The sequence below is a fragment of the Zhongshania sp. genome (assembly GCF_041584495.1).
In the GTDB taxonomy this organism is placed as follows: Bacteria; Pseudomonadota; Gammaproteobacteria; order Pseudomonadales; family Spongiibacteraceae; genus Spongiibacter.
The window spans coordinates 30278-51793 of the sequence record NZ_JBFHDY010000013.1; the positions used below are offsets into that span (position 1 = coordinate 30278).

26 protein-coding genes are annotated in these 21516 nt (G+C 48.5%); 6 read left to right on the forward strand and 20 right to left on the reverse strand.

Going from position 1 to position 21516, the window contains the following annotated elements; translation table 11 throughout:
• Positions 1-6 precede the first annotated feature (6 nt).
• The 6 genes from ABYP33_RS04195 to ABYP33_RS04220 all read left to right on the forward strand — a co-directional run bounded on the left by ABYP33_RS04195 (position 7) and on the right by ABYP33_RS04220 (position 7013).
• Positions 7-1032, forward strand: coding sequence for a hypothetical protein (locus tag ABYP33_RS04195; RefSeq protein WP_373088707.1), 1026 nt, complete (start codon positions 7-9; stop codon positions 1030-1032).
• Positions 1029-1505 carry a hypothetical protein gene (locus ABYP33_RS04200; RefSeq protein ID WP_373088710.1) on the forward strand — a complete coding sequence of 159 codons (477 nt, stop codon included), beginning with the start codon at positions 1029-1031 and terminating at the stop codon, positions 1503-1505. Before ABYP33_RS04195 ends, ABYP33_RS04200 begins: the two co-directional genes overlap by 4 nt.
• 186 nt (positions 1506-1691) lie before the next feature.
• On the forward strand, positions 1692-2177 hold the full coding sequence (locus ABYP33_RS04205) for a hypothetical protein (RefSeq protein ID WP_373088713.1): 486 nt from the start codon (positions 1692-1694) through the stop codon (positions 2175-2177).
• Position 2178: 1 nt separating this feature from the next.
• Entirely contained in the window at positions 2179-2772 is a 594-nt protein-coding gene (locus tag ABYP33_RS04210) for a hypothetical protein (RefSeq protein WP_373088716.1), read from the forward strand.
• A 9-nt stretch (positions 2773-2781) separates the two neighbouring features.
• Complete coding sequence (locus ABYP33_RS04215) at positions 2782-3945, forward strand: hypothetical protein (protein WP_373088719.1); 1164 nt, start codon at positions 2782-2784, stop codon at positions 3943-3945.
• A 14-nt stretch (positions 3946-3959) separates the two neighbouring features.
• Positions 3960-7013 carry a hypothetical protein gene (locus tag ABYP33_RS04220; RefSeq protein WP_373088721.1) on the forward strand — a complete coding sequence of 1018 codons (3054 nt, stop codon included), beginning with the start codon at positions 3960-3962 and terminating at the stop codon, positions 7011-7013.
• A gap of 456 nt (positions 7014-7469) precedes the next feature.
• Here the strand turns inward: ABYP33_RS04220 and ABYP33_RS04225 are convergent, their stop codons facing one another.
• The 20 genes from ABYP33_RS04225 to ABYP33_RS04320 form a co-directional block, all read right to left on the reverse strand.
• A complete protein-coding gene (locus ABYP33_RS04225) occupies positions 7470-7655 on the reverse strand; it encodes a hypothetical protein (RefSeq protein ID WP_373088724.1) in 186 nt (61 codons plus the stop codon).
• A gap of 148 nt (positions 7656-7803) precedes the next feature.
• Complete coding sequence (locus ABYP33_RS04230) at positions 7804-9477, reverse strand: hypothetical protein (RefSeq protein ID WP_373088727.1); 1674 nt, start codon at positions 9475-9477, stop codon at positions 7804-7806.
• 168 nt (positions 9478-9645) lie between these two features.
• A complete protein-coding gene (locus ABYP33_RS04235) occupies positions 9646-10428 on the reverse strand; it encodes a metallophosphoesterase (RefSeq protein WP_373088729.1) in 783 nt (260 codons plus the stop codon).
• A 10-nt stretch (positions 10429-10438) separates the two neighbouring features.
• Positions 10439-11140: a hypothetical protein gene (locus tag ABYP33_RS04240; RefSeq protein WP_373088731.1), complete on the reverse strand. Its 702-nt coding sequence runs from the start codon at positions 11138-11140 to the stop codon at positions 10439-10441.
• A gap of 97 nt (positions 11141-11237) precedes the next feature.
• Positions 11238-11582 carry a hypothetical protein gene (locus tag ABYP33_RS04245; RefSeq protein WP_373088734.1) on the reverse strand — a complete coding sequence of 115 codons (345 nt, stop codon included), beginning with the start codon at positions 11580-11582 and terminating at the stop codon, positions 11238-11240.
• The gene (locus ABYP33_RS04250) at positions 11579-11854 is read right to left on the reverse strand and encodes a hypothetical protein (protein ID WP_373088736.1); all 276 of its coding nucleotides are present in this window, start codon (positions 11852-11854) and stop codon (positions 11579-11581) included. Before ABYP33_RS04250 ends, ABYP33_RS04245 begins: the two co-directional genes overlap by 4 nt.
• Positions 11848-12342 carry a hypothetical protein gene (locus tag ABYP33_RS04255; RefSeq protein WP_373088738.1) on the reverse strand — a complete coding sequence of 165 codons (495 nt, stop codon included), beginning with the start codon at positions 12340-12342 and terminating at the stop codon, positions 11848-11850. Before ABYP33_RS04255 ends, ABYP33_RS04250 begins: the two co-directional genes overlap by 7 nt.
• Entirely contained in the window at positions 12335-12772 is a 438-nt protein-coding gene (locus tag ABYP33_RS04260) for a hypothetical protein (protein ID WP_373088740.1), read from the reverse strand. The genes ABYP33_RS04255 and ABYP33_RS04260 overlap by 8 nt, the downstream gene beginning before the upstream one ends.
• Before the next feature lie 612 nt (positions 12773-13384).
• On the reverse strand, positions 13385-14197 hold the full coding sequence (locus tag ABYP33_RS04265) for a hypothetical protein (protein WP_373088742.1): 813 nt from the start codon (positions 14195-14197) through the stop codon (positions 13385-13387).
• A gap of 9 nt (positions 14198-14206) precedes the next feature.
• Positions 14207-14488, reverse strand: a complete 282-nt coding sequence (locus ABYP33_RS04270; RefSeq protein WP_373088745.1) for a hypothetical protein — start codon at positions 14486-14488, stop codon at positions 14207-14209.
• Position 14489: 1 nt separating this feature from the next.
• Positions 14490-15176, reverse strand: coding sequence for a hypothetical protein (locus ABYP33_RS04275; protein WP_373088748.1), 687 nt, complete (start codon positions 15174-15176; stop codon positions 14490-14492).
• On the reverse strand, positions 15176-15409 hold the full coding sequence (locus ABYP33_RS04280) for a hypothetical protein (protein WP_373088751.1): 234 nt from the start codon (positions 15407-15409) through the stop codon (positions 15176-15178). Before ABYP33_RS04280 ends, ABYP33_RS04275 begins: the two co-directional genes overlap by 1 nt.
• A complete protein-coding gene (locus ABYP33_RS04285) occupies positions 15393-16607 on the reverse strand; it encodes a DNA polymerase (protein ID WP_373088754.1) in 1215 nt (404 codons plus the stop codon). Before ABYP33_RS04285 ends, ABYP33_RS04280 begins: the two co-directional genes overlap by 17 nt.
• A gap of 744 nt (positions 16608-17351) precedes the next feature.
• Positions 17352-17855, reverse strand: a complete 504-nt coding sequence (locus ABYP33_RS04290; protein WP_373088757.1) for a metallophosphoesterase — start codon at positions 17853-17855, stop codon at positions 17352-17354.
• Positions 17852-18094 carry a hypothetical protein gene (locus ABYP33_RS04295; RefSeq protein WP_373088760.1) on the reverse strand — a complete coding sequence of 81 codons (243 nt, stop codon included), beginning with the start codon at positions 18092-18094 and terminating at the stop codon, positions 17852-17854. The genes ABYP33_RS04290 and ABYP33_RS04295 overlap by 4 nt, the downstream gene beginning before the upstream one ends.
• 516 nt (positions 18095-18610) lie before the next feature.
• Entirely contained in the window at positions 18611-19792 is a 1182-nt protein-coding gene (locus tag ABYP33_RS04300; RefSeq protein ID WP_373088763.1) for an AAA family ATPase, read from the reverse strand.
• Between the two features lie 15 nt (positions 19793-19807).
• On the reverse strand, positions 19808-19963 hold the full coding sequence (locus ABYP33_RS04305) for a hypothetical protein (RefSeq protein WP_373088766.1): 156 nt from the start codon (positions 19961-19963) through the stop codon (positions 19808-19810).
• Complete coding sequence (locus ABYP33_RS04310; RefSeq protein ID WP_373088768.1) at positions 19960-20742, reverse strand: hypothetical protein; 783 nt, start codon at positions 20740-20742, stop codon at positions 19960-19962. Before ABYP33_RS04310 ends, ABYP33_RS04305 begins: the two co-directional genes overlap by 4 nt.
• 3 nt (positions 20743-20745) lie before the next feature.
• Positions 20746-21177: a hypothetical protein gene (locus ABYP33_RS04315; protein ID WP_373088770.1), complete on the reverse strand. Its 432-nt coding sequence runs from the start codon at positions 21175-21177 to the stop codon at positions 20746-20748.
• Positions 21177-21516, reverse strand: a 340-nt coding sequence (locus ABYP33_RS04320) for a hypothetical protein (RefSeq protein WP_373088772.1), incomplete at its 5' end; no start/stop codon positions are given. The genes ABYP33_RS04315 and ABYP33_RS04320, both read right to left, overlap by 1 nt.

Sequence of the window (21516 nt, forward strand, 5' to 3'; positions counted from 1 at the left end):
TAACCTATGGCAGATGTATCTACTCAGAACGCCACGAACGTAGCACTCTACGACGAGGCGGGTAATCGGGTGGGGGTTATATCCAACCCTCTTATCGTATCAGCGGGTACATCTTGGCGTACCCTGTTTTTACACAACATACCAGATAACCCATCGCTTCCGAGCGGTGGGGCTATCACCATCGACCCCGTACTTAATACTGAGCCTAATGTTATAGATTCTGGTTGGATCAGGAATGGGGATGATGCAGCAGGTACTGAGTACACAAACCAATCACTAACCGTTGGCGGCGACACCAATTTAGAGGTGTATGTTATGAATGCCAACGACGATCAAGGTTCTGGTATACGCAACGACGGTGTGCCCTTTCTAACCCCAGCAGCTAACGAGACTCGCGTAATTGGCGCGGAGTTCTTTGGTGCATATTATCGCATTGTAGTTGTTAACACCAGCGGCACTACCCTGACGCAGCTCAATCTTAGTAGTAAGGGTGGAGTTGCTCAACAAGTACCCCTAACCATCTCCCTAGATGCGGATATATTCGATTCGTTTCCGGGAATACTGACCACCTCAGTTATTCGTGGCCCTAACGAAGTCACTGGCCAAATCAATCGGCTACAACTAAGTGGTAATGATAACCTGCTTGTGGCTTTAGGGGATAGAATTAGTCAAACTAGGGGACGGTCACACCAAGAAGTTAACTCAATAAACCCTGCACCGAACACTACGCTGTACACCGTGCCCTCAGGATTTAGGTTTCACGTAACGAGTGCTAGGACATGGGGCTTTAACACAAACACCAACAGTCCACTGCTAGCATTTATACGTGATGGCTCAAGTGGGCCTGTAAAGGGAGGTTTGGCGATAGAGGAAAGTTCTGCAGGTCTCGGCGGCGTTCTTAAGGCAGCGAATATCACGGCAAGTCATTCGGAACCAGCAGTGTTCACAGACAGAGTATACTGGCATGTGCAGCAGGGGTCTTTTGACGGCGCTATCGTTTTGATTGGGTATTTGGAGCCCACTACTTTATGACAGCAATATCTAACGCGGTAGAAAAAGGAATCGTATACACCTCAGGCGTGCGTGAGTCTATAGGGTCGGGGGGCAGATGCTCCCTACACCTCGACAATCCATCTGGAAGTGGCATTGATCTCTACATACTCCACTTTGCAGTTTATACTGAGGAGTTTGATCGGGTAAAGATCAGTTATTTTAAAAACGCCACAAGTACAGGAGCTTCCCAAACACCCTTCAATCACGATTTTGGTAGTGGTAACACGCCGATTGGGGTCACTAAGGGAGGTAGCGGCGGAGTTTTAGTAGGTGGTACAGAGTTGTCTGCCAGAGCCGGGGCAACTTCTCGCTCTCCTATGAAATCTCCAAATGGTTTAGTGTTCGTACTTCGGCCCGGCACGTCTGCAGCACTGGAGGTTTTACGTCCAACAGCACTAACGGGTTCTGAAGAGGTGGATATAAATGTGACGTGGGCGGAGGTTCCACAGTGAATAAACCAGTTAAGGTAGCTCCCTGTCCGGGATGTGGTAGTAGCATACCATTAGACCAAGCGGATTTGTGGGTCACGCATACTGTTTCAGGAGCATCTAGCTCATATACTTGTGTAGGTAGTGGAGAAGCACCTAAACAAGAAAACATAGAAACCGTTTTGGTTGCGGATTAAAAGAGGTCTGTAAATGTCAATACCAGTAACTACTCGGGGCGGTAAAGGTTCCGCCCTAACCCAATCCGAAATGGATACCAACCTTACCAACCTTGCCCGAGACGCATCAACTACTCAGCAGGGTAATATTCGTGCAACTACTAACGCTGAGGCACAAGCGGGTGCAGCTACCAACCTAGCAGTAACTCCAGCAGCCTTGGCTAGTGTACTTAACCTAGCGGACTTTAGCCTCAGTGCTAATGGTTATATCAAGCTACAGAATGGTGTTATGATTCAGTGGGGTTCTGCCTCAGTTACCGGCGACACCACTACTGGCATAACGTTTCCCCAAACATTCCCCAGCGCTGTCTTCTATTTCAACTATTGTATAGATGCAGCGGGCCTGTTCTCAACAAGTTCTGGTGGTGTGTCGTACAGTGCCCTGACTACATCTACGGTTAACATAGACAACGGACAGGACATCTCAGGCACAGCTCGTTGGATTGCAATAGGATACTAAGATGGCTTCTATATCGGACGTAACTGAGTCTATTGGTGCCTATCAAGGAGCCAAGAGCCTCAAAAAGGGGTACAAGCGTGCCCACAACATATTACAACAACTGCGAGATACTGCAGAACACGCACAGGCGTCCGCTGATCCTTTTCGAACCTATCGTCCGGAGATAGCACAATACCTCTCCGATTTGGTTATGGGGCGAGCAGACATCAGTGCAGACCCCGGCTACCAATTCGCTCAGGATGAGTCCATGAGAGCCACTAGGCGGCAAATGTCAGCTCAGGGTATGGGTGAGTCAGGAAACGTCTTAGCGGCCCTCCAACAGCGTGCTAGTGGCCTTGCTGCACAACAGTATGGCACAATCATTGATCGCTTGATGAATCTGTCAGCAGCTACCCCTGGAAATGCTGCACAAGGAGCTCAGCTCTACGGTAATCTGGAATCCCAGCGTATAGGTGGACAAGCTCAGGCAGCTATTGGTCGTAGCGTAGCTAGTGGTATGAAGTCCGGAGCCTTGTGGTCTGGTATTGGGTCGGTTGGAGACTCCGCATCCCAAGCCATCACCGGCGGTACGGATATAAGTGGATTTTTCTCATAAAGGTGATACATGGCTATACCAATTATTCAAGATAATCCCGCTACTCGGGTACAGCGGCAGCTACAAGCCATGACCTTAGCCCGTAGGCAGGACTCTCGGGCACAGGAACTGCACGACATAACCATGCCTCGTGAGCAAGTAGAGACTGACATCAGCACCTCGCCACAGTACCGTGATTCCAAACTAGCTGCCCTGGAAGAAGCTTTAATGAAGTCTCGTGAGTTCACTAGTGCTCTAGGTCAGAAGACTCGCAAATCTACTATGGAGCTTGAGGGTGCTACTGCAGAGGCAGGTAAGGAGTTACTCCCGTCTGAGACCGCAAAGACCAAAGCCACTAATGAGCGTGAAGCTGCGGCTGCTGAGATTGGTGCTGAAACTGATGCTCGTGTAGCGGATGCGGAACTAGCTGCTGTAGGCAGTACCCCCGAAACTTGGGCAGAGACTGCCAAAAAACTCAATGATCGTGGAGGGTACGGCTTCACGGGTGACTTCGAGAAAGATGCCCCCATACGAGAGCGGCTAATCGAAACTGGGATGTCAAACCTCGAACATCGTAGGAAGATGGATATTCAAAATGTCCAACTTGAGCTTGAAGCAATGCGAACCAAGCTGCCAAAGATAGCCCAAGAGGCCGCATTTGCTTTCCCTGATGACGTTGCCGCCCAACGTAAGGTGGTTCAGGATTACATAAATGCCCGAATTGATGAGATGTATAACAAGGGTTCGAGTTCTCCAACCAAGGTTAAACCCTCATCTGCCACCAAGATTGAGCAGCAGGATATGGACTCAGTTCTACGGAAGGTTGCAGAACAAACGCCCGAACTTGAGGGATTGAGCACTGACGACAAGAAGGCGTTTAGAACTAATGCCATCTCGTTAGCTAAGAAAATCCAAGAGGATAAGGCGTATGAGGGGGGTCTCTCCTTTACTCAGGCTGCAGCAATGGCAACACAACAACTGTTGGCTGGAATTGTTCCCAAGAAGGATGCCTCGTGGTGGGGTGCTAAGTATGAGTATGTTCCATTCGGTTCTGCAGCAACCGAAACTCAGCAACAAATAACGGTAGATAATCACCCATATACTAGTAAGCAGGAAGCTCTGGCAGCCTACAAAGCTAAGAAGGTAGACCGGGAAACTCTGCTCAAGATAGCCAAGAAAGAAGGCTGGGATTAATAGAGGATTAGCGCGTGGCTGATAAAGTTTTACAAAAGGTGTCTGAAGCTGTGGAGGCGGGAGCATCTCTAGAAGATGTTGATGCTGTAACTAAAGGCCAGTTCGATATTCGCGAACCCGAGACTGTTCCTTTTAACGTACCTGTCGGTGCTGAATTTGACACAGTTAAGGAAACCACCAGTCGCGCAGAGTCCGAGGACGTTGGTGACATCGTAGACTTCGAAGCAGCCTTGGATGAAATAGACCAAGAGAATAGCTTCCTCGCGGAGTTGGATGCCATTGATGCTGGGGTTGAAGATGTTGAACCGGAGCCGCTTTCCTTCGAAGGGGAGCTTATGCGCCTTGATGCCGAGGTGGCTGGGCCGGGGTCTCCCGAAGCATCCGAGTGGCGTAAGCAGATGTACGCCTTCGAATCTGCTCCTACAGATGTGGAAAACCTAGAGACTTTCTTGCAATCTAGATTCCCACGTGCGTTTGCTTGGGGGTTTACTAACGAGGAGGGCGATGATTGGGGGTTGGATTTCCGATCAGGGGATGATCTTTACGGGGAGGGTTTCATGGCGGCTACCCCAGAGGAGCGCCGCAAAATGATCCTAAAAGCCAAGCAGGATGTCATAGATCAGGAATATCAAGATGTGCTGGCTAGTGGTGACGTGGATCGTACTCTGGGAACTGTGTTAGGAACTCTAGCAACGCCAACAGTCCTACTACCCTTTGGTGGCCAAACCAAATTGGGCCAGGCTGCTGCAGGTTCGATTATTGGTGGTGTGGATGCGGGACTCCACGACCTAGCTCAGAATGGTGAACTCACTGCCAAAAACGTAGGCTTGGGTATTACTATTGGAGCCATCGCCCCGCCTGCCCTAAGTACTGGTGCTGAGTACGGTGCTAAGGCCGCAAAGAAGGTTGCTGCGCCCATCGTCCGCAAGAATGCTGTAAACAAGGTGGCGGCTATTCAGGATGAGTTGGATATTGGTATAGCTAAAGGCTTGGATATACCCACAGCATTTGAGCGTGCTCTGGAGCAGGTCGATGTTACCCCCGACCAGTACGGCAATCTATTGAAGGTTGTTGGTAAGGAAAACAAGCCACGCATACATAGCCGAGCACAGGCATTGGAGCGTGCGGAGCTTGCTCAGGGCAATAAGAGTGCTATCGGTTCATGGCTGTACACACATGGTGGCGAAGCCGTAGACAGCATCATGGGTGGCGTGTATACACGAATTAAGAACATTGCACCCGAAGTAGCCCATCGCCTGCGGGAGCTGGACTACAACGTGTCTCGACAAACACATGAAGCTCTAGAACGGACTGCACCCTTCTTACGACGAGTTGAGAAACTTCCCCAACAGTACAGACCCATAGTAGCTAAAGCTCTTATGAATGGGGAGTTTGATCTTGTTCGTGACGTGATGGAGACCACCTATGGTAAGGCAGCACTGGATGAGTTTGATAGTACAGTTAAAACTCTAAACGACTACCGGGATAAACTAGTCAAGTCTGGGTACGACGTTGGGGATATAGAGAATTACTTCCCACGACTAATTAAGGATAAGGATGGTTTATTTAAAGAGTTGGGGAGGGAAGCTGGAAAGGATTTGCAAGCTGAGTTGAAGAAGGCAGCGGCCAAAAAGCCAAACAAACGCCTTACTCAGCACGAAGAGAGTATGATAATCAATAAGTTCATGCGAGGTTATTTGCCCAAGGAGGGTGCCAAGCCTGGATTTGTTAAGGGTCGTAAAATCTCCAAAATTCCTGAAAAGTTTGTTAAGTATTATGAAGACCCTACCAAGGCCATGCACTCCTACATTCGTCAGATGACCAATGATTTAGAGAAGCGGGCATTCTTTGGTAAGATGGGAGTTACTCACAAGGCTGGAGGCGCAGCTGCTGGAGATGTTGAAGACATTATAAACAACAGCATCGGTTCCCTTGTTGATGCTAAAAAGCTCGACACAGACCAAGATAGAATCTTGCGGCAGCTTTTACATGACCGTCTGGTTATGGCAGAGCGCAGCCCATCCGGTTTTATTCAGAACACCAAGAACATCCTATACTCCACCACCCTAGCTAACCCTATATCGGCAGCTACGCAGTTGGGGGATGTATTCATAGCAGCACAAGCCAATGGCCTCCGAAATACATTCGAGGCACTGTTCGGCCAGAAGCGCATTGATATGAGGGATTTGGGTCTGGATGATGTAGCACAGGAGCTTACCTCTGACCTACGTGCAACTGCTCGTGCTCTCGACGGCCTAATGAAGGCGTCTGCATTCAAGGCGGTTGACCGCTTTGGTAAGAACACCCTACTCAACGGCGCACTGAGGAAGAATGCTAAGTTGGCTAAGGGTGATCCTAAACAACTACAGGAGTTGGGTCGCAAATGGCGTGACGTTTTTGGTAAGGATTATCCTAAGCTTGTTAATGATCTTAGGGAAGGTAGGATGTCGGAGCAGGTTAAGCTGTTATTGTGGAATGAGTTAGCAGATGTGCAGCCAATTGCTCTCTCGGAAATGCCTGAAAAGTATCTGAGACATCCCAATGGCAGACTGTTGTACATGCTACGAACATTTACACTGAAGCAGATGGACTTGATGCGGCGTTCAGTAGTGCAGGAGTTCAAGCGAGGTAGTAAGAAACGAGCGTTTCGTAATGCTATGACCTATGCCACCGCCATGCAGCTTGCAGGCATGACCACAGATCAGGTTAAGTCTATTATGCTTGGTAGGGAAGCAGACCCTTCCGATGCCTCCATTCAGTCTTTTTGGGCACTGTTGGGAACTAGTTCCTACGTGGCCGACAAGATCAAGAAGGGACAGATCGAAGAAGCTGTAACCGACACCATAATGCCACCTCTTGGTGCGCTAACGGATTTGGCACAATCAGCCCTGTCGGTACTGCCAGATGAAGATGCTGCCTTCGGTGATGCAGGCTTTGATCCAAAGGTTGTCAAGCATGTACCTATTCTCGGTAAGCTCGTCTATAACCGTGCTCTTGGTGGTAATGAGGAGTATCAGGAAAGGATTGAGCGGGAAGAGTGGGAAGCTCTCCAGAATGGAGATTGGTAAGAATAGCCCCCTAACGGGGGCTTTTTTATGCGCGGATGAAACCCCTAGTGGGACTCCATTGTGTGATACGTTCACAGTTGCGACAGTCAACGTGTAACCACGAGATGTCTACTTCCATGAAGTTTATGTGCGGGAACTTGTCGGGGTTGGCTAAGATGTGGCCTCGCACCTCGTCGATATGATAGGAGCTAAACACCGCATCTATAGCACGCCCAAAGCTATGTTGGCTAGTACTGCTATAATGAGGGGAGCTTGGGATACGCAGTCCAGAAGAAACTCGACTGCCACCCCATACCCAGTTGTTGATGGTGATTGTTCCATCAGGAAACGCCTTCTTTAGTTGATCTGCTGTTATAATTATTCGGTCGTCCATCAACTCGATGGCCTTCTGACCTCTCTTTTTGAATGCCTCGGGAGGTACAAACTCCTCTACTCTGAAGTGAATCGGCTTACGCATCAGAACTCCTTGGCAGAGAACTTGAACTTGCGATAGATTTGGAAGTCGTCCAATACCAGAAGAAGCTCACGACACAAGCTGTGCAGTTTGTCCTTGGCCGGTATCTTCATAAACTTATCTAAAGCATCCCGCTCGTTTGGTGATATTACATTGATAACCTCGTCGGCTACCTTGAGTAAACACACCTTTGCCTCCTCAGAGGGTTTAGCCGCTGACCGGTGTATCTGTAACCACCGCACCAACCATCCCTTAACATCCTCCTGAGAGAGGACTGCTACGTCCTCCCCCCGAAGAAATGCTGGAAGGCTTTGCTGGAATGTTTCCCACATCTTATTAGATTCCACAGACACCACTACCTCCACAATCGACGTTCTCTTCGAACACCAAACCCTTATGCTTAATTGCTTCCTCGTAAGGAATCTGCGTAATGGGTTGGCCTCCACGAGCACCATCAGGATAGAAAGTCAAACCTCGCAGTCGCGGGGCGTACTTGGAAATGATGTGTGCCATCTCCTCGACCTTCTTCTCGTTATTCCACTTACTTCCCCACTCCGGCAGATTCAGCGTAGATGAGATTGCCATGTCTACGTAGTCCTGCACATAAGCTTGGAAAGCAATTCGACGTTCCGGGTCTTTAGCCAGATCAGCAGCAGTCTCGATGCTGTTAGGATCGACTCCATGCTGGTCAATCAAGGTTTGAGCTGTATGGTCAACCACGTACTCGTACTTATACTTAGTGCCGCCAATCAAGTATCGGCGCTTATAAGCCACAGCATACAGAGGCTCAATCCCACCAGTAGTCCCGGCAAGAATACCAATAGTGCCAGTAGGAGCGATAGCACGATAGGCGACTGGACGGCTGATATAAAAGCGGTCGCACTGCTCGTTCGCAGCGCTTTCAGATAGCCTTTCATAAGCTTCCAACCACTTGGTAAGTTCTGGGTTTGCTTCATAGCGGTATCCTCGTTTCAACAACCACTCGTGAACCCCCATCAGACCCAGACCTAAGCGTCGATTCTTCTCTCGAACCTCTCGAATCTTGTCGTTGGGCAGATCACCTCGCAAAGTACCACACACTAGGAACTTAGAGGCTACAGCTACGATTGCCTCAAACTCTTCTAAAGACTCAATAGCCCCCATGTTAAGAGAGCCAAGATTGCACACATCGCTGTCATCTCTAGAAGTAACCTCAGTGCAGGCGTTACGTGCAGTTTCATCTTCCTTGTCTCCAAAGTTGAAGCTGAAGCCAGGTTCCCCGTTCATCATAGCAAATCGAACATTCGTTAGGAATGTCGAATGTGTTGCTCGATCATCAAGATTCAACCAAGCGTCGTCATAGTTCAACGAGATGTTGGTCATATCCAGAGGGCAGGGGAAGTTGAAGTCAGCCTTCTTAGCATCGCCGTAGGTAAGGTCGGTGCCTGGAATCTTCTGGGAGTCCCAATCCTTGATCTGGAGGAACTCAGCAGAGTCCTCATGTGCCCAGTTTAGGGAGGCATAGATCGCAGACCTACGAGAACCGCCCTGCATGACGTTCCTACCGATTTCGTTAATCATCTGCATCAAGGGTATAGGGCCACTGGCTTGTCCCCCTGTGCGGTTTAGGAGGCTTCCTCGTGGACGGAAGACTGAGTAGTCATTTCCTATGCCACCACCAGTCATCAGGGCAGATGCAGCCTTCTCACACAGCTCAGCCCACGCTTCGCGGGTATCCTCCTCGCTCTTGAAGAGGTAGCAGTTGTTGTAGAAGTTAGCAGTCCGTCCTGCGTAGTAGATGTACCGCCCTCCGGGGAGGAACTTGAAAGTGGAGATTGCTTCCACCAACAAATCCAACTCCTCCTGAGATAGTAGGGGGTGTTTAGTACCACCCACCGTACCACATACCTCATCCACTATGGTCTTGGCCCGCTGCCGCCACGTCTCAGCCTGAGTTAAAGCGTAACGAGCATAGAACACATTCTTCCCAAGATCGGTTCGAAACTCGTATTCAGGGTGTAATATTGGCATTGATTAAGGATTCTCCTGTTTCGTATATTTGTTTTTTTAGTTGGTCTGGTACGTTTTGGGAGCTGTTGATCCAAGCATATGCTGCTTCTGGGGATCGTTGTCGCAGATTGCAGTATGTCCTGATGTACTCCCAAATCGGTTTACCGTCTAGATTTAGGGGACAGATGTTCATAGATATCGTCTCAGCACATAGTCTGTGGAAAAGAATGCCGGCTCCGCTGATCCATCCTCGACTTCATGAAGCATAACGAGCCCACTCCACCATCGTTTTTGTTCTTCAGTGTAATGGTGGTCTCCTTCGTCATAGCATCCCACCACCAATCCGAAGATTCGTTGGCCGTCCGTTCTCGTGTCTTCCCAATAGTCTCGCATGTGGGAGTGTCCACAGACGGAGGACATATAGTTCTTGAGTACAAGAGTTCGAGCATGGTTAACACCTCCGATAGGTCTTCCCATAACACCGCTAGTGAAGTAGTGCTGGAAGGCAATGCCGTCGATAACCAAGGGCTTCATGTAATCTACGACATTCCAGCCGTAGTCCTTGAATCCAAGATCATCAATGGAGAAGGCACCATAGTACTCAGGAGCTTCAGTTTGAGCACGAATGATACGCTGCTCGTGATTGCCTATGGTGATATGGAACTCAGGATGCCACCGTCGTTTCTTGTTTCGGATGATGCGATCCACTTCCTGCTGAACCGGCCCCATCGTCAGTGCAAGCGCCTCTCTCGAAGCGGCTACATCGTCAGCATATCTACGACCTTCGGCATGTAGCGTTCCCTTATCGTAGGAACACAAGGAACCTACGTCTGCCCAATCCCCAATACTGATAACAACATCGGGCTTCTTCTCAGTAATGAAGTTACCCAACGCCGCAAAGCGGCGCATATCGTTATTGGGTCGAGCATGGCTATCTGGAATAACCAGTATTGATTTGCCACGTTTCTTCACGCAGTTCTCCTTATTGAATGTGATGCTTGAAGTCCTCGACCGCATGAGCATTACAAGGATTCAATCGTGGTGGACGATTAATAAAACCCTGCACATAAGAACACACTCGATTCACGAACTCCTGCAGCGAGGCGGTGTTGTACACATCAACCGTGTGGTCACACAAACCATCTGGTAGATAGTTTCGGCTATCTCCGTCGAATGTACCCCTACCACGCACTCGGATTAGGAGGATGTTTTCTTGTCCCAACGCTTGTATAGCTGGAGGAACTTCGTCTTCAAAGCCTGCAGAATCGTCGATGTAGAGGGTATCGTCACCAGAAAGATTAAGCTTACTAGCACGAACTCGTCCAAAGTAGTCCTCTCCGAATGCTGGCTTACACACGAGTTCCGACACATAGATCATAGCCTCCCGGATGGAGATTGGAACCTTATCAGGTGAAACTCGGTGAGGTTTACCAAGCAACTTAGCTAACTTATTGTACTCCTCTAGTTGTATCTGGAACTCTGCTTGGGGCAACTCCTTCTGAGAACGATCCTCATAAATCGTCCAGTAGACGCTCGGCTCCACGTTAAAGAATATTTGTGTCAGTAGATGTAGGTGCTCCTTGCACTCAGCAGACGCTGTGTTACTAAAGCGGTCTACTAACGTCTGTACAGCGGCTGTCTTGCCGCACCCTATAGGGCCATTTAGAAGTATTAGCTTGCTCATAACCACCCCAACAAATAAGCTATGCCTAATCCCAAAGCATTACCTGCGATAAGGCATATGGAATAAAAGGCTGCGATTAAACACCACTCGCCGATATTCAAAATGCTTTACCTCCAGCTTGTTTACGATTCTCAACCTTGTGGTCAGCCCGTTGAGCATTAAAGGCTCGCTTCTCAGCAATAGCTCCATCTAGGTCAATGTTGCGGGCACCACAGTAGTCCATAATACGAATCACTGTGTCAGCCATCTCAACCTCCTCCATAGAACGGTGTGGTAGTTTGTCGTCAGGAATACCTTTACGCAGACCCTCCATACACTCGCTGATCTCAGAATGAATCAGACACAACTTAGTAGCTAACTTCTCCAAGGTTACATCACCCTGCCACCAACCTGCATCTACGTTATCTTTGTGAATCTCTTTAGCTAGCTTGTTAAGTGTCATGTATTTGCTCCTATAGCTTTCTCTATTTTCATTGACAATCCCGCACCGAACAACGATCCTGCGACCGTACCAAGGATATAAGGTATAGCCATGATTGCGGATAACTCTGTAGCAACCAAATGGTGCATAGTGGCAAACCATAAACCGTTACTTAGAACGGCGGCTGTGGCGTGGTAATAGTGGTTATCTCTATTCCGAGCACGAGACACCAAGCTGAATGCTACATTCTGCACAAATGCCAGTGCAGCGATAGTTAGAATCTGATTTAACATTTAAAGTCTACTCCAAATACTTGATACCCCTCTTCGCGGAGGAGTTTAATTGCTTCAGGGTTATCCTCAAACACAGCCCGCACCTTATTGCCTTCGCCCTCGATACGTCGAATAGTCTCCAGCTTGTATCGGGCATGGGCTTTCTTTAAGGCAGCGTAGCCACCACGTTTACGAGCAATCTCGAAGTGGGCATCGTCCGTTGGTTGGGCACAGTACAACTTATCCACACCATCACCCTCCCACATCCTCACTTTCCACAACCAATCAATGGTGGCGTCTGCTAAGAACCACGGACGGGCAGTTACGAAATTAACAACGTTACCCAGGTGAGTATAGCCCGCGATTAAATCATCGAGAGTATCATTTATAACCATTTCCGGAATGAGCTTAGAGAACTCAGCCCAACTCCAAGTCTCGTCAGTAAACTCCCTTGCCTTGGGGTGGTCACATAATGTGCCATCCAAATCTACTACGATTATATTAGCCATTTAGCCACTCCTCAGGAATAACATCACCAACATGATAAGGTATACCTCTCTTCTCACACCATGTACTGTAGCTATCGCGGTGAGCCTTTGTTAACCAGTTATCTGATTTGAACAACATCCTGATATCTAGCTCCGGATACTGTTCTGCCATCGCCGCCATTTTCTTCCTGTCGCTGGATGTCCAACGACCCTTAGCCTCAACGATGATTCCATTGGGCAAAAAGAAATCGGGTGTGTATTTGGCGGTTTTGGAGGCAGGCTTAGCGCCGCACTCAGTACAATGAGTGTGAGGAACTTGAACCGTGTACTTGAACGTCTTAGCCTCGTAATCAAACTCAATCCCTTTCTCACGCAAATCCTCCGCGATACCTACTTCATATTTGGAATGAAGAGTCCACTTTTCAAACTTATATAGTCGGCCTCTAGCCATGTTATCCCCACTGCTCTGCCATTGCGTTCGCTAACCCCTGAAATGTGATGCTACGTACATACTCGCGCTCCGCATGTGGGAGGCAGCTTGTCTCATAGTACCACTTCGTTTGTCGTTTCCCGTTAGGGAATTCTACCCACTCTATCTGATCGTAAACTTCATCAGTCGGCACTAGGTCAGGTAATCCTCGTTTCCATAACCCAGTCTTCTTTGTGGTGGGATGTCCAAACATCCAAGGTTGTACGTACTGTGGTTTCGGCATCTCTGGTAGGAGGCTGTTAATTACCCCTACAGGATTCTCGATACACAGCTTCTCACAGGGATACTCCCAAATCTTACGCACGAACTCTGCAGCATCTATTCGAAGCTGGGTTCCAGCGTAGTGGCGATTACCTGTGACGCAAAGGTGTGTGCATGGTGGGTGGGCTATGATTAAGTCCCAATGTGATGGAGTTCCATCCATACCCTCCTCTAGAAGCCTGAACACATCGTCCTGTATGTGGTAGTAGCTGTCAGAGGGATCGTCCCGCAGATCACAACTCCAGGCGTCATGTCCTTTGGCTCGAAAAGCATCCCTAACTGTGCCACTGAACTCACATGCCACCAGAACATTCATTCTGTCCACCCATACAGCTCGTATAGGCGCTCTTTAACCTCCGGTCGGTGTGTGAAGCAATCGTCCTCACTTCGCTTGAGGTATATGAGTTTGGCGGTCAATAACATATCATCTACTTTGTCTTCCCACGCTTTAACTGTTCGCGCAAGCAGTTCTCTGCTGTTGGCGGAACCTTCCAGAATTCTGCGTGCTTTGACTGGCCCCAGTCCTTTGATTCCGGGAATGTCGTCTGTGGAGTCTCCTGTGATGATTTGCTCGTATAGGTTAAAGTCAGCTTGTCGAAGACTGACTGTAATTCGTTCGTCAGATACGAAGTTATAGTGGCGACCTGGCACCTGTAGTAAATCTTTATCTGGAGAACATATAACTGTATCCTTAGTTTGGTGTATAGCCATCGCGTCGTCAGCTTCATAACCAACCACCTCCTCTGCGCCCCAAGTACTTACGAGGTAATCAATTACGGCCTCGTAGTGGTGAGGTTTTGGTCGATCAGCCCGACTAGCTTTATACTGTGGGTAAATTTTCTCACGAAAGTTATCCTTGCTGCCATAGAAGATTCTAGGTGTCTTGCAACCACAAACCTTCTTGATCTGCTCAAGGGATATTTTCACCGAATGGAGTACGTTCTCAACAGGATCAATGACATGCTCAACAAGCTCGTAGGAGCCACCTTCCTTAGTGGCCTCCTTAGCTTTCTTGATTCCTCGGACGTAGAATTCTTCATCGTCTTTGACAACCAAGTAAGAGTCATACTCACCTGCTGCTGCGTACCGCCACTTGTAAACGTCACCGTCTACTAGTGCTAGCATACAACTACCTCAGTTTAGTTTACCTTTCGGCATAGCGGATGCCGGGTAGATTGAGATGTCAGGCTTATTATCCTCCTCTGGGGCAGCTAGCGCATCTTCTAGGAAGGCTGCACTGTGCTCCGCAAAAGTTATACACTTGCCCAACACTTTGTCTTCGACCTCGTAAACGCCGGTATCCTTATTTAGCACGACATATCCTGAGAGGTCTGCTTTGGTAAAGACTTGGTATGGGGAAGCCTCGTAAAGAGGCTCTCCGCTTACTTCGATATTATTATTAGTTACGTCAGTCATATTAATTCCAGTCATCTCCATCTTCCATGCCACCCCAATCGTCAGTTGAGGGTTCTGGTGCAGACTCCTCTACTGGCGGCGTCTCAGCTTTCTCAATCGGCGCTTCCGTCTCTTGTGGGACATCTGAAACCACAATGGCTTCGCCTGCTTCTGCTCGTTTGAGTGCTCCGAGGTAGTCAAGGAATAGTTCGTCCCGTACTTCGCCCACAATACCCATGAAGGAGGCGTACTTGTCATCCTTCTTGGAACCTGCTGTTGGTAGGATGTTGTTGTTCAACGCTGCAATCACCAAATCTTTAGCAACCTGTGTAGCTGCTTGATACATTATGATTGGCTGCCGAACTTCCTTATCGTAACGATCCTTCTCTTCCCAATAGGCGTCCTTGGAACCGCCGCCACCACCACCGTAGGATTTCTTACCACCTCCGTAAGACTTAGCAGACCCTCCGGACTGTGCAGGAGGTTTACCACTACCCTTACGGGATTGGATGGTAGTCATAACAACTTCCTTACCGTATTGAGTCTCCTCATACTGGAAGCGTACCTCATCCCCTTCGGAGAATGGGGGAGCATCGAAGCCCGTCCGATACCAAGTACCTTGGATAACAAAGCTATAGATAAGACTACCTTTCTTACCCACTGGTTTGCTGTTAATCTTCTCGACAACGCCCTGTGCTTGCTGTGCCATTAAGCTAATTTCTCCGCTTCGTTAACTGCTGAAATAGTTTGTTCCAACTCTTTAGCCTCACCCTGGAGGTCAAGAATTGCATTCTGTGTATCCTTCAGTTGGATACGACAGCGATTGCGTAGCTTCGCTAGATTTAGCATGAACTGCTTACGCAAGCGTTCTTTCTTCTTCGTATATTTAGCCACTTCCTTAGCAACTGTTTGTGCCACTGTGTCCTCACTTAAAATTGTCATACCAGTCTCCTGAATCCACCCAATGCTTGTAGACTTCAAATTCTACGTCAAGTGGTGTAGTAAATCTGTAGTCGTATAGATCAACTAGAGATTTCAACACACCATCAATCATTGCGTAGGATGCTAGCTGTTCGTACAACTCACGCTCATCTGGATGAGTCTCCGTGATGATGGAGTCGTGAACAGTGTTAACTATGTAGGTCTTAGCTTCCGCTGCACGTAGCAGGTGCCAAAACCACACCAGCCCCAAAGGAACTATGTCCGCAGTAGCAAAGGATTGCACTGGGTAGTTACATATGGGAGCCGTGTTAACGATGTATCCCGATTGAGTGATCTTTGTATCTGGCCAATAGAATGTTAGTCCGCTAGGTATGCGTAACCTTTTGGTAGAAAGAACTGTTTGCAAGTTGCGTTGCTGCCAGTTCGTAATCTCCCGGTGTTTATCTTTAAAGGCCCGGTAGTATTTCTGCTGCCTCGGAGTGCCGGACGAGCCGCCATAAAGCGGTTTGAAAGTATCCGACTTCGCGGCTGTGCGGAGATTTTTGCGTTCGCGCTTATCAAGGCTTTGATTAGCCCACTCGTCGAACATGATGCTGGCGGTGAATGCGTGTGCATCGACACCATTTTTAATGTCCTCCAATCCAGCTACATCACCAGCCATGTCTACCGCAGTACGATACTCTAGCTGGGAGTAGTCTACCTCACCAATGTCCCAACCCTCATGGCGGGACTTGAACACACCCTTTAACTCCCGCTGTACGTTCTGGAACTGGATTTTGTAGTTCTGTCCAGTTGAACTTAGGCGGTGGGTTTGGGTTCTAGTTTGATTCAAAGAAGCTCGAAGTAGCCCACCCTTCTCCTCACAGCAGTCGTGCATCTTACGCAGATACTTACTGAGTAGGTCAGAGGTTTTGGCAATCTCCTTATACAACTCCAGGAATTGCAATTGCTTCTTACTCTTTGGTTTCAGGGAATTTATGGCGTCCGCATTGGTCTTGGGACGGCCTGTTGCAGTCATCATAGGCTCACCACGATAGTCTTTCGGTATCGGGAACCTCAATGTCTCATACAGGTACTCTGCCATCTGTGGCCCTGAGTTGGGGTTGATACCCCCAGTTAGCTCAGCGAAACGGTTATCCAACTCCCGGAGCTTTTCCGATGTCCGCTCGTACAGAAAGTTAACTCGTTCGTGATCCATTTGCATACCGTGACGTTCTATGTCCGCCAATACTGGCGTAACCAACAGTCTGCAGTACGCTACGTTTTCCAAACCATACTTGAATACGTACTTTCGTTGGTCTAGAAACAACTTGTGACACAAATCAACATCTATGTCACAGTATCGAGACAGCCACTTGCGTGGTATCTCAGAACAACATACACCTCCTTTGATTAGTCGTGATACTAAATCGTCTTTCTTACTCCACCCCCGACGAATACAACACTCGTCTAGTGCAGTACGCCATTGGCGATTGCCACTGATTACGTGCTCGACAACCTGTGTACACCATACAGGACGTGAGCCTACATCGTAACCACAGCGATGTAACCAACCCAACTCAAACTTAGCGTTATGTGCAACTAAGAACTCAGCAGCTTCGCAGTCTTGGACAAGCTCAGCCATGTCAAACTCTGTTCCGAACTGCCGCTTACGTTGCAACTTACCATCTTTAATGACCGACCAACAAGCTAGTACGAGTTTGTTGTCTTCATTGTATGGCGAGCCGTGATCTAAGTTGGTGGTCTCAAAGTCAAGTACTACATAGTTGTCTTCGTAGTATAGCTTTGGCTGGGGGTCTGTAAGAAAACTTGGTAACTTCGCCACCAGTTGGGACATCTTCCCACTTGACGATGCTTCCGCAGTTGTCACACCGATCCCTCCCGTCAACAGTAACTACTTCGCATACTTCTATATCTCCACAGTTTTTACAAATCCACACAGTCACCTCCCCATGAAATGTTGAATCTCTTGAAATGTGATTAGTGGGCGACCAACCAATTTGTCTAGGTTTTCTGGGCAGACATTAAAATAACGCTTATCCGGCAAAGTTCCATCATGGACGTGTCCATGTATGTTAGGCTTATCTCGCAACTCTGCTGGATGTATCGGCGCATGACTCAACCAACACTTCTTGTACTTCATAAAGCCCTGCACATCATCAAATACTTCTAGGAAGTCCCTAATCTTTAGACCTCTCTCCGTATCGTGATTTCCAATAACCAGAACTTTCTTCGCACAGGGTGGCAGTTGTGCTAATAAGGCTAGGCCGACATCGTTAATTGCTGCGTCTCCAAGAACATACAAAGAGTCCCGCTTACCTAACATGGTGGCTATGTTGCCAAACATATAGGAGTCGTGGTCTTCTGGAGTCTCGAACTGGGTTCTCCATTTTATTGCGTTACCGTGCCCAAGGTGCAAATCGGAGCAAAACCAAACCTTACTCATGGCATCACCAACTTCTCCCCTAACAAGTAGCGGGAGTTACGAGTTTGTACAACATCTCCGGGCTGTAGTTTGTGTATGGGGAAATCTTTTGATTGAATCCCTGAAGTGTGGAAAAGCACCCCATCCTCCCAACGTCCATGCACGTCGTCATACAAATTACCTGCGATCTGGTACTCTTTCTTATAAGACCACCCAATCCACCAGTTCTCGATACGACCAGTAACTTCCGAATCAGACATTTTTATGTCTCCTGAAGAACAGGCTTAGACCGCAAAATACGAGAAAAGTTCCCACATAAAGTAGTGGTTCCTCTAAGATTGCCTCATTGTAACATTCCTGTCCGATGCAGAATCTCATTAGAAACTCTCCCGTACTACGATCCTGGTGGCATACCCAGGAACCGGCAAGGCCACAACGTACCTGCGATCTGCAAATACAGTCGTCGTTCCTGTATCCAACATACGTTGGGTAAAGGCATTACGTCGAATGCGCTTACGTTCTTTCTTAGTTACTTTCTTAGCCATAATTTTTCTCCTTAAAATGTGTCACCATACGTAGCCTCATCGAAATAGTCGGGGTCTAAATCATCTGGACTATATACCTGAGTTTCGTGAAACAAGGGAGTACCCTCAGCATCTCGTTTATGTGAAAGAGCACCTTTGTAAATACGAAATCCTGCGGAAGACCACTCCTCAAAGGTTCTGTAGGTGGGAGCTACGGCTCCTACCCCCTCAAAGCTCGGTAATACCATAACCTCACCCCATCCTAAATGTGTTGAATTCAATCGGTACTCGGGTAGGTTCCTTATTACCGTTGATTTTGTTCTTGGGGTACGAGATCATACGTTGCCCTTGGCGTTCGTACTCGTCGTTAGCTCCAAATCCCAACATCAAATCGGCTGTAGCAGCAACCCCAGTATTGGAGAAGTCTACATCACCCATACCTAATACCAACTTACCTTCGGCACTATCGCCAGCCTGCACCACAGACACACCAACCATATCGTGCTGTTTGGAGATGTCACGAACAAACTTACAACCCTTCTCCATCTGCAACACTTTGTTGGATTCCTTCATATCCAAGTTGCGGGCTTGGTCAACGATCAAAACATCGGGAGCTATCTCTTCCACAAGCTCTCTGATTTGACCCGGAGTTCCAGGCATCAGCTCAGCAAAGTAGAACTTGTCCCAATTGCGCTTAGCTAGGATAGCATCAACCTTCTCTGGTTGAGCATCTAGTATCTTGGTTGGCACACCAGCCAGCAAGCACATCATGCGTTTGATAATGTGGTGGGCCGGGTCTTCGTTACCGAGATACAGAACCTTGAGTCCCTGCTTCAGAAAGCCGTAAGCCAGATTCAAGCAGAACGTAGTCTTGCCTATATCGGGTCGGGCGAATAGCACGATATGGTGCTTTCGTAGAACTCCGCCACCGATTGCATCATTGACTTCCTTGGGCCACAACTTGATGAGGTTCCCGCCTGTGGTCTTCTCAACAACCTCAGCGGCGGATATACCTTGATACAAGTCTGCAGCACCTGAATGATTCTCCTTGACTCGGATGCTTTCCAACTCACGATAAATCTTCTCGATCTCATCGTCGTTGTTAGTAGCTCCGCAGGCTGCGGCTAACTTCTCCTTCAGGGCTTGCTTCTTGAGTGCCAGCACTTCCGCAATGATATTGGGAACGGACACATCCTCGAAGGCATCGACCATGACCTGAAAGACTTCAGCATGTTTTGGGAACTCTCTAGCTAGGCGGTCACGTAGTACCTCGCGGTCTACGGAGGTTGCGGTAGGGTCTGCTTCATAGAATTTACCAATCTCCTTGAGGACGATATTTCCCTTATCGGAAAGGGAGTCTTTTGATCGGAAGGCGACTACCTTCTCGTAAGCAGCTCGATCACAACACGCTGCATTTAGTATTTTACTCTCCACACCTCCTCCGAATTATCAAATATTCTCTCCGAGAAACCCACATTCAACAGCTAACTTGCCCAGAGAAACCTCATACTGCTGCTTAAGCATCCGCTTGTCGAATTCATGTTCAGCCAGTCCCATGTAATAGCCGATCACTGCCGCAGCCAGTAGAAATAATACATTCCTCATAGAAACACCTCCTTCAATTCTTCTAGTGGTAAATCCTTAGGATCATCTCGTAGCATAACTACAGACGTACTAAACAAACACCTCCACTGTTTAGCCAACTTCACTGCCTTATCCTGAGCATCGGGGTCGAGTGCAAAGATCAGCTTGGAGTATTTCTTACGTAAGGCAACAGCCTGTTCGTTACTGAGGTGCGTACCTAGTAGTGCAACTGATGATAGGAGCTTATTCACCTTCACCGCATCTAGAACACCCTCCACCAACACACACGTAGAATCCCGACTGCTGCCTATAGGGAAATGTAGGTTCATATCCTGCTTGTGGTACAAGGTTATGACCTTACGTTCCTTGGGATACGACAGCTTCAACTTCTTGACACAATCAGCTACGTGGATGCCAGCAGCATTGTACACAGGCATATACAACGCACCGTCCTCTACTGCCCACTTGAAGCCTTGGGCTACCATGTCGTCCAGGGTGAGTCCGTACTTCTCATACACCTCTTCAGCTACTGCGTCTGGGAGGGATGTGAGGGCTTTGGTGTATCGTTTGGGAATGAACTCCGGTTTCTTCTTCGGAGTACTCGAAACCCCACCAGAACCAATCTTACCAGAAGCTCCGCAGGAGGCCCGTAAGCAACGATAGACTATGGTAGTCCCATCCTTCAGGATGGATAGCTTATCTTCGTGAGAAGCTCGGCAGAACGGGCAGAATACGTTATGCCACACACCCTCGGGTAGAGATAGCGCGGATAACTTAATCTCCTCTTCTTGTGGTAGCATACCTCACTCCCCGCCCTGTGCTTCGAGCCCGGCTTCGCGGCAGGCGTAGTAGCCACAAATCCAAGCCGCTTCAGGTGTAAGCTCTTTAACGCTCACCGGCACATCATCAAAGTTAACTTCCGGCACCTTGGCGGGTGCTGGGTGGGTGTAGAGTGGCCCAATTCTTCTAAATCCGCCGCTGTCTATTACGCTGAAAACTTCCACAGAAAAACCTTCTGCGTTTTCAATCTCGACGAACTCCGATTCAGGCCTTCCTGTGTTTGTGTCGAGAACTACGTATAGCACATCCTGCCCCTCAGCCTCCGCCAGCTCAGCGCGCAGGCGGGTGATTTGTTCTTCCAAAAGTTCTACCCGATTCTCTAAGGCGGCCTCTTTGTATTCATCACTATCGCGTATGTCGTCAAGCCACTTAAGCTGTTGTTCAATATCACTCATCACCCCACCTTCTGCTGTTTGAGGGCTTGCTCACCTAACGCCACAAGAACCTCGCTAGTATGTTTTGACTTCAACCCAAACCGCGATGCCGCTGCCTGCATTTCGTGGTAAACATCACCCTGCTTGTTGCCAAGGTGTGCGCCTTGCCGCTTGCGTATATAGTCGGTAAGCGCTGCATACTGGTTGTGCGTTTTGCGCAAAGCCTCCCGCGCCTGCTCTAGCTGCTCTAGGGCGGTGACGAGTTTGCGCTGCTGCAACAACTCTGGATAGTTTATGCGTTGCGCCTTGCGCCATTTCTCATACATGGCTAGACGTTTTTGCTCATCCTCAAGATTCAAT

Coding starts and splice junctions, on each gene's coding strand:
- ABYP33_RS04195 (WP_373088707.1), top strand. CDS start 7: ATGGCAGATGTATCTACTCAGAACGCCACGAACGTAGCACTCTACGAC.
- ABYP33_RS04200 (WP_373088710.1), top strand. CDS start 1,029: ATGACAGCAATATCTAACGCGGTAGAAAAAGGAATCGTATACACCTCA.
- ABYP33_RS04205 (WP_373088713.1), top strand. CDS start 1,692: ATGTCAATACCAGTAACTACTCGGGGCGGTAAAGGTTCCGCCCTAACC.
- ABYP33_RS04210 (WP_373088716.1), top strand. CDS start 2,179: ATGGCTTCTATATCGGACGTAACTGAGTCTATTGGTGCCTATCAAGGA.
- ABYP33_RS04215 (WP_373088719.1), top strand. CDS start 2,782: ATGGCTATACCAATTATTCAAGATAATCCCGCTACTCGGGTACAGCGG.
- ABYP33_RS04230 (WP_373088727.1), bottom strand. CDS start 9,477: ATGCCAATATTACACCCTGAATACGAGTTTCGAACCGATCTTGGGAAG.
- ABYP33_RS04240 (WP_373088731.1), bottom strand. CDS start 11,140: ATGAGCAAGCTAATACTTCTAAATGGCCCTATAGGGTGCGGCAAGACA.
- ABYP33_RS04245 (WP_373088734.1), bottom strand. CDS start 11,582: ATGACACTTAACAAGCTAGCTAAAGAGATTCACAAAGATAACGTAGAT.
- ABYP33_RS04250 (WP_373088736.1), bottom strand. CDS start 11,854: ATGTTAAATCAGATTCTAACTATCGCTGCACTGGCATTTGTGCAGAAT.
- ABYP33_RS04255 (WP_373088738.1), bottom strand. CDS start 12,342: ATGGCTAATATAATCGTAGTAGATTTGGATGGCACATTATGTGACCAC.
- ABYP33_RS04260 (WP_373088740.1), bottom strand. CDS start 12,772: ATGGCTAGAGGCCGACTATATAAGTTTGAAAAGTGGACTCTTCATTCC.
- ABYP33_RS04265 (WP_373088742.1), bottom strand. CDS start 14,197: ATGCTAGCACTAGTAGACGGTGACGTTTACAAGTGGCGGTACGCAGCA.
- ABYP33_RS04270 (WP_373088745.1), bottom strand. CDS start 14,488: ATGACTGACGTAACTAATAATAATATCGAAGTAAGCGGAGAGCCTCTT.
- ABYP33_RS04275 (WP_373088748.1), bottom strand. CDS start 15,176: ATGGCACAGCAAGCACAGGGCGTTGTCGAGAAGATTAACAGCAAACCA.
- ABYP33_RS04280 (WP_373088751.1), bottom strand. CDS start 15,409: ATGACAATTTTAAGTGAGGACACAGTGGCACAAACAGTTGCTAAGGAA.
- ABYP33_RS04285 (WP_373088754.1), bottom strand. CDS start 16,607: ATGGATCACGAACGAGTTAACTTTCTGTACGAGCGGACATCGGAAAAG.
- ABYP33_RS04290 (WP_373088757.1), bottom strand. CDS start 17,855: ATGAGTAAGGTTTGGTTTTGCTCCGATTTGCACCTTGGGCACGGTAAC.
- ABYP33_RS04295 (WP_373088760.1), bottom strand. CDS start 18,094: ATGTCTGATTCGGAAGTTACTGGTCGTATCGAGAACTGGTGGATTGGG.
- ABYP33_RS04305 (WP_373088766.1), bottom strand. CDS start 19,963: ATGAGGAATGTATTATTTCTACTGGCTGCGGCAGTGATCGGCTATTAC.
- ABYP33_RS04310 (WP_373088768.1), bottom strand. CDS start 20,742: ATGCTACCACAAGAAGAGGAGATTAAGTTATCCGCGCTATCTCTACCC.
- ABYP33_RS04315 (WP_373088770.1), bottom strand. CDS start 21,177: ATGAGTGATATTGAACAACAGCTTAAGTGGCTTGACGACATACGCGAT.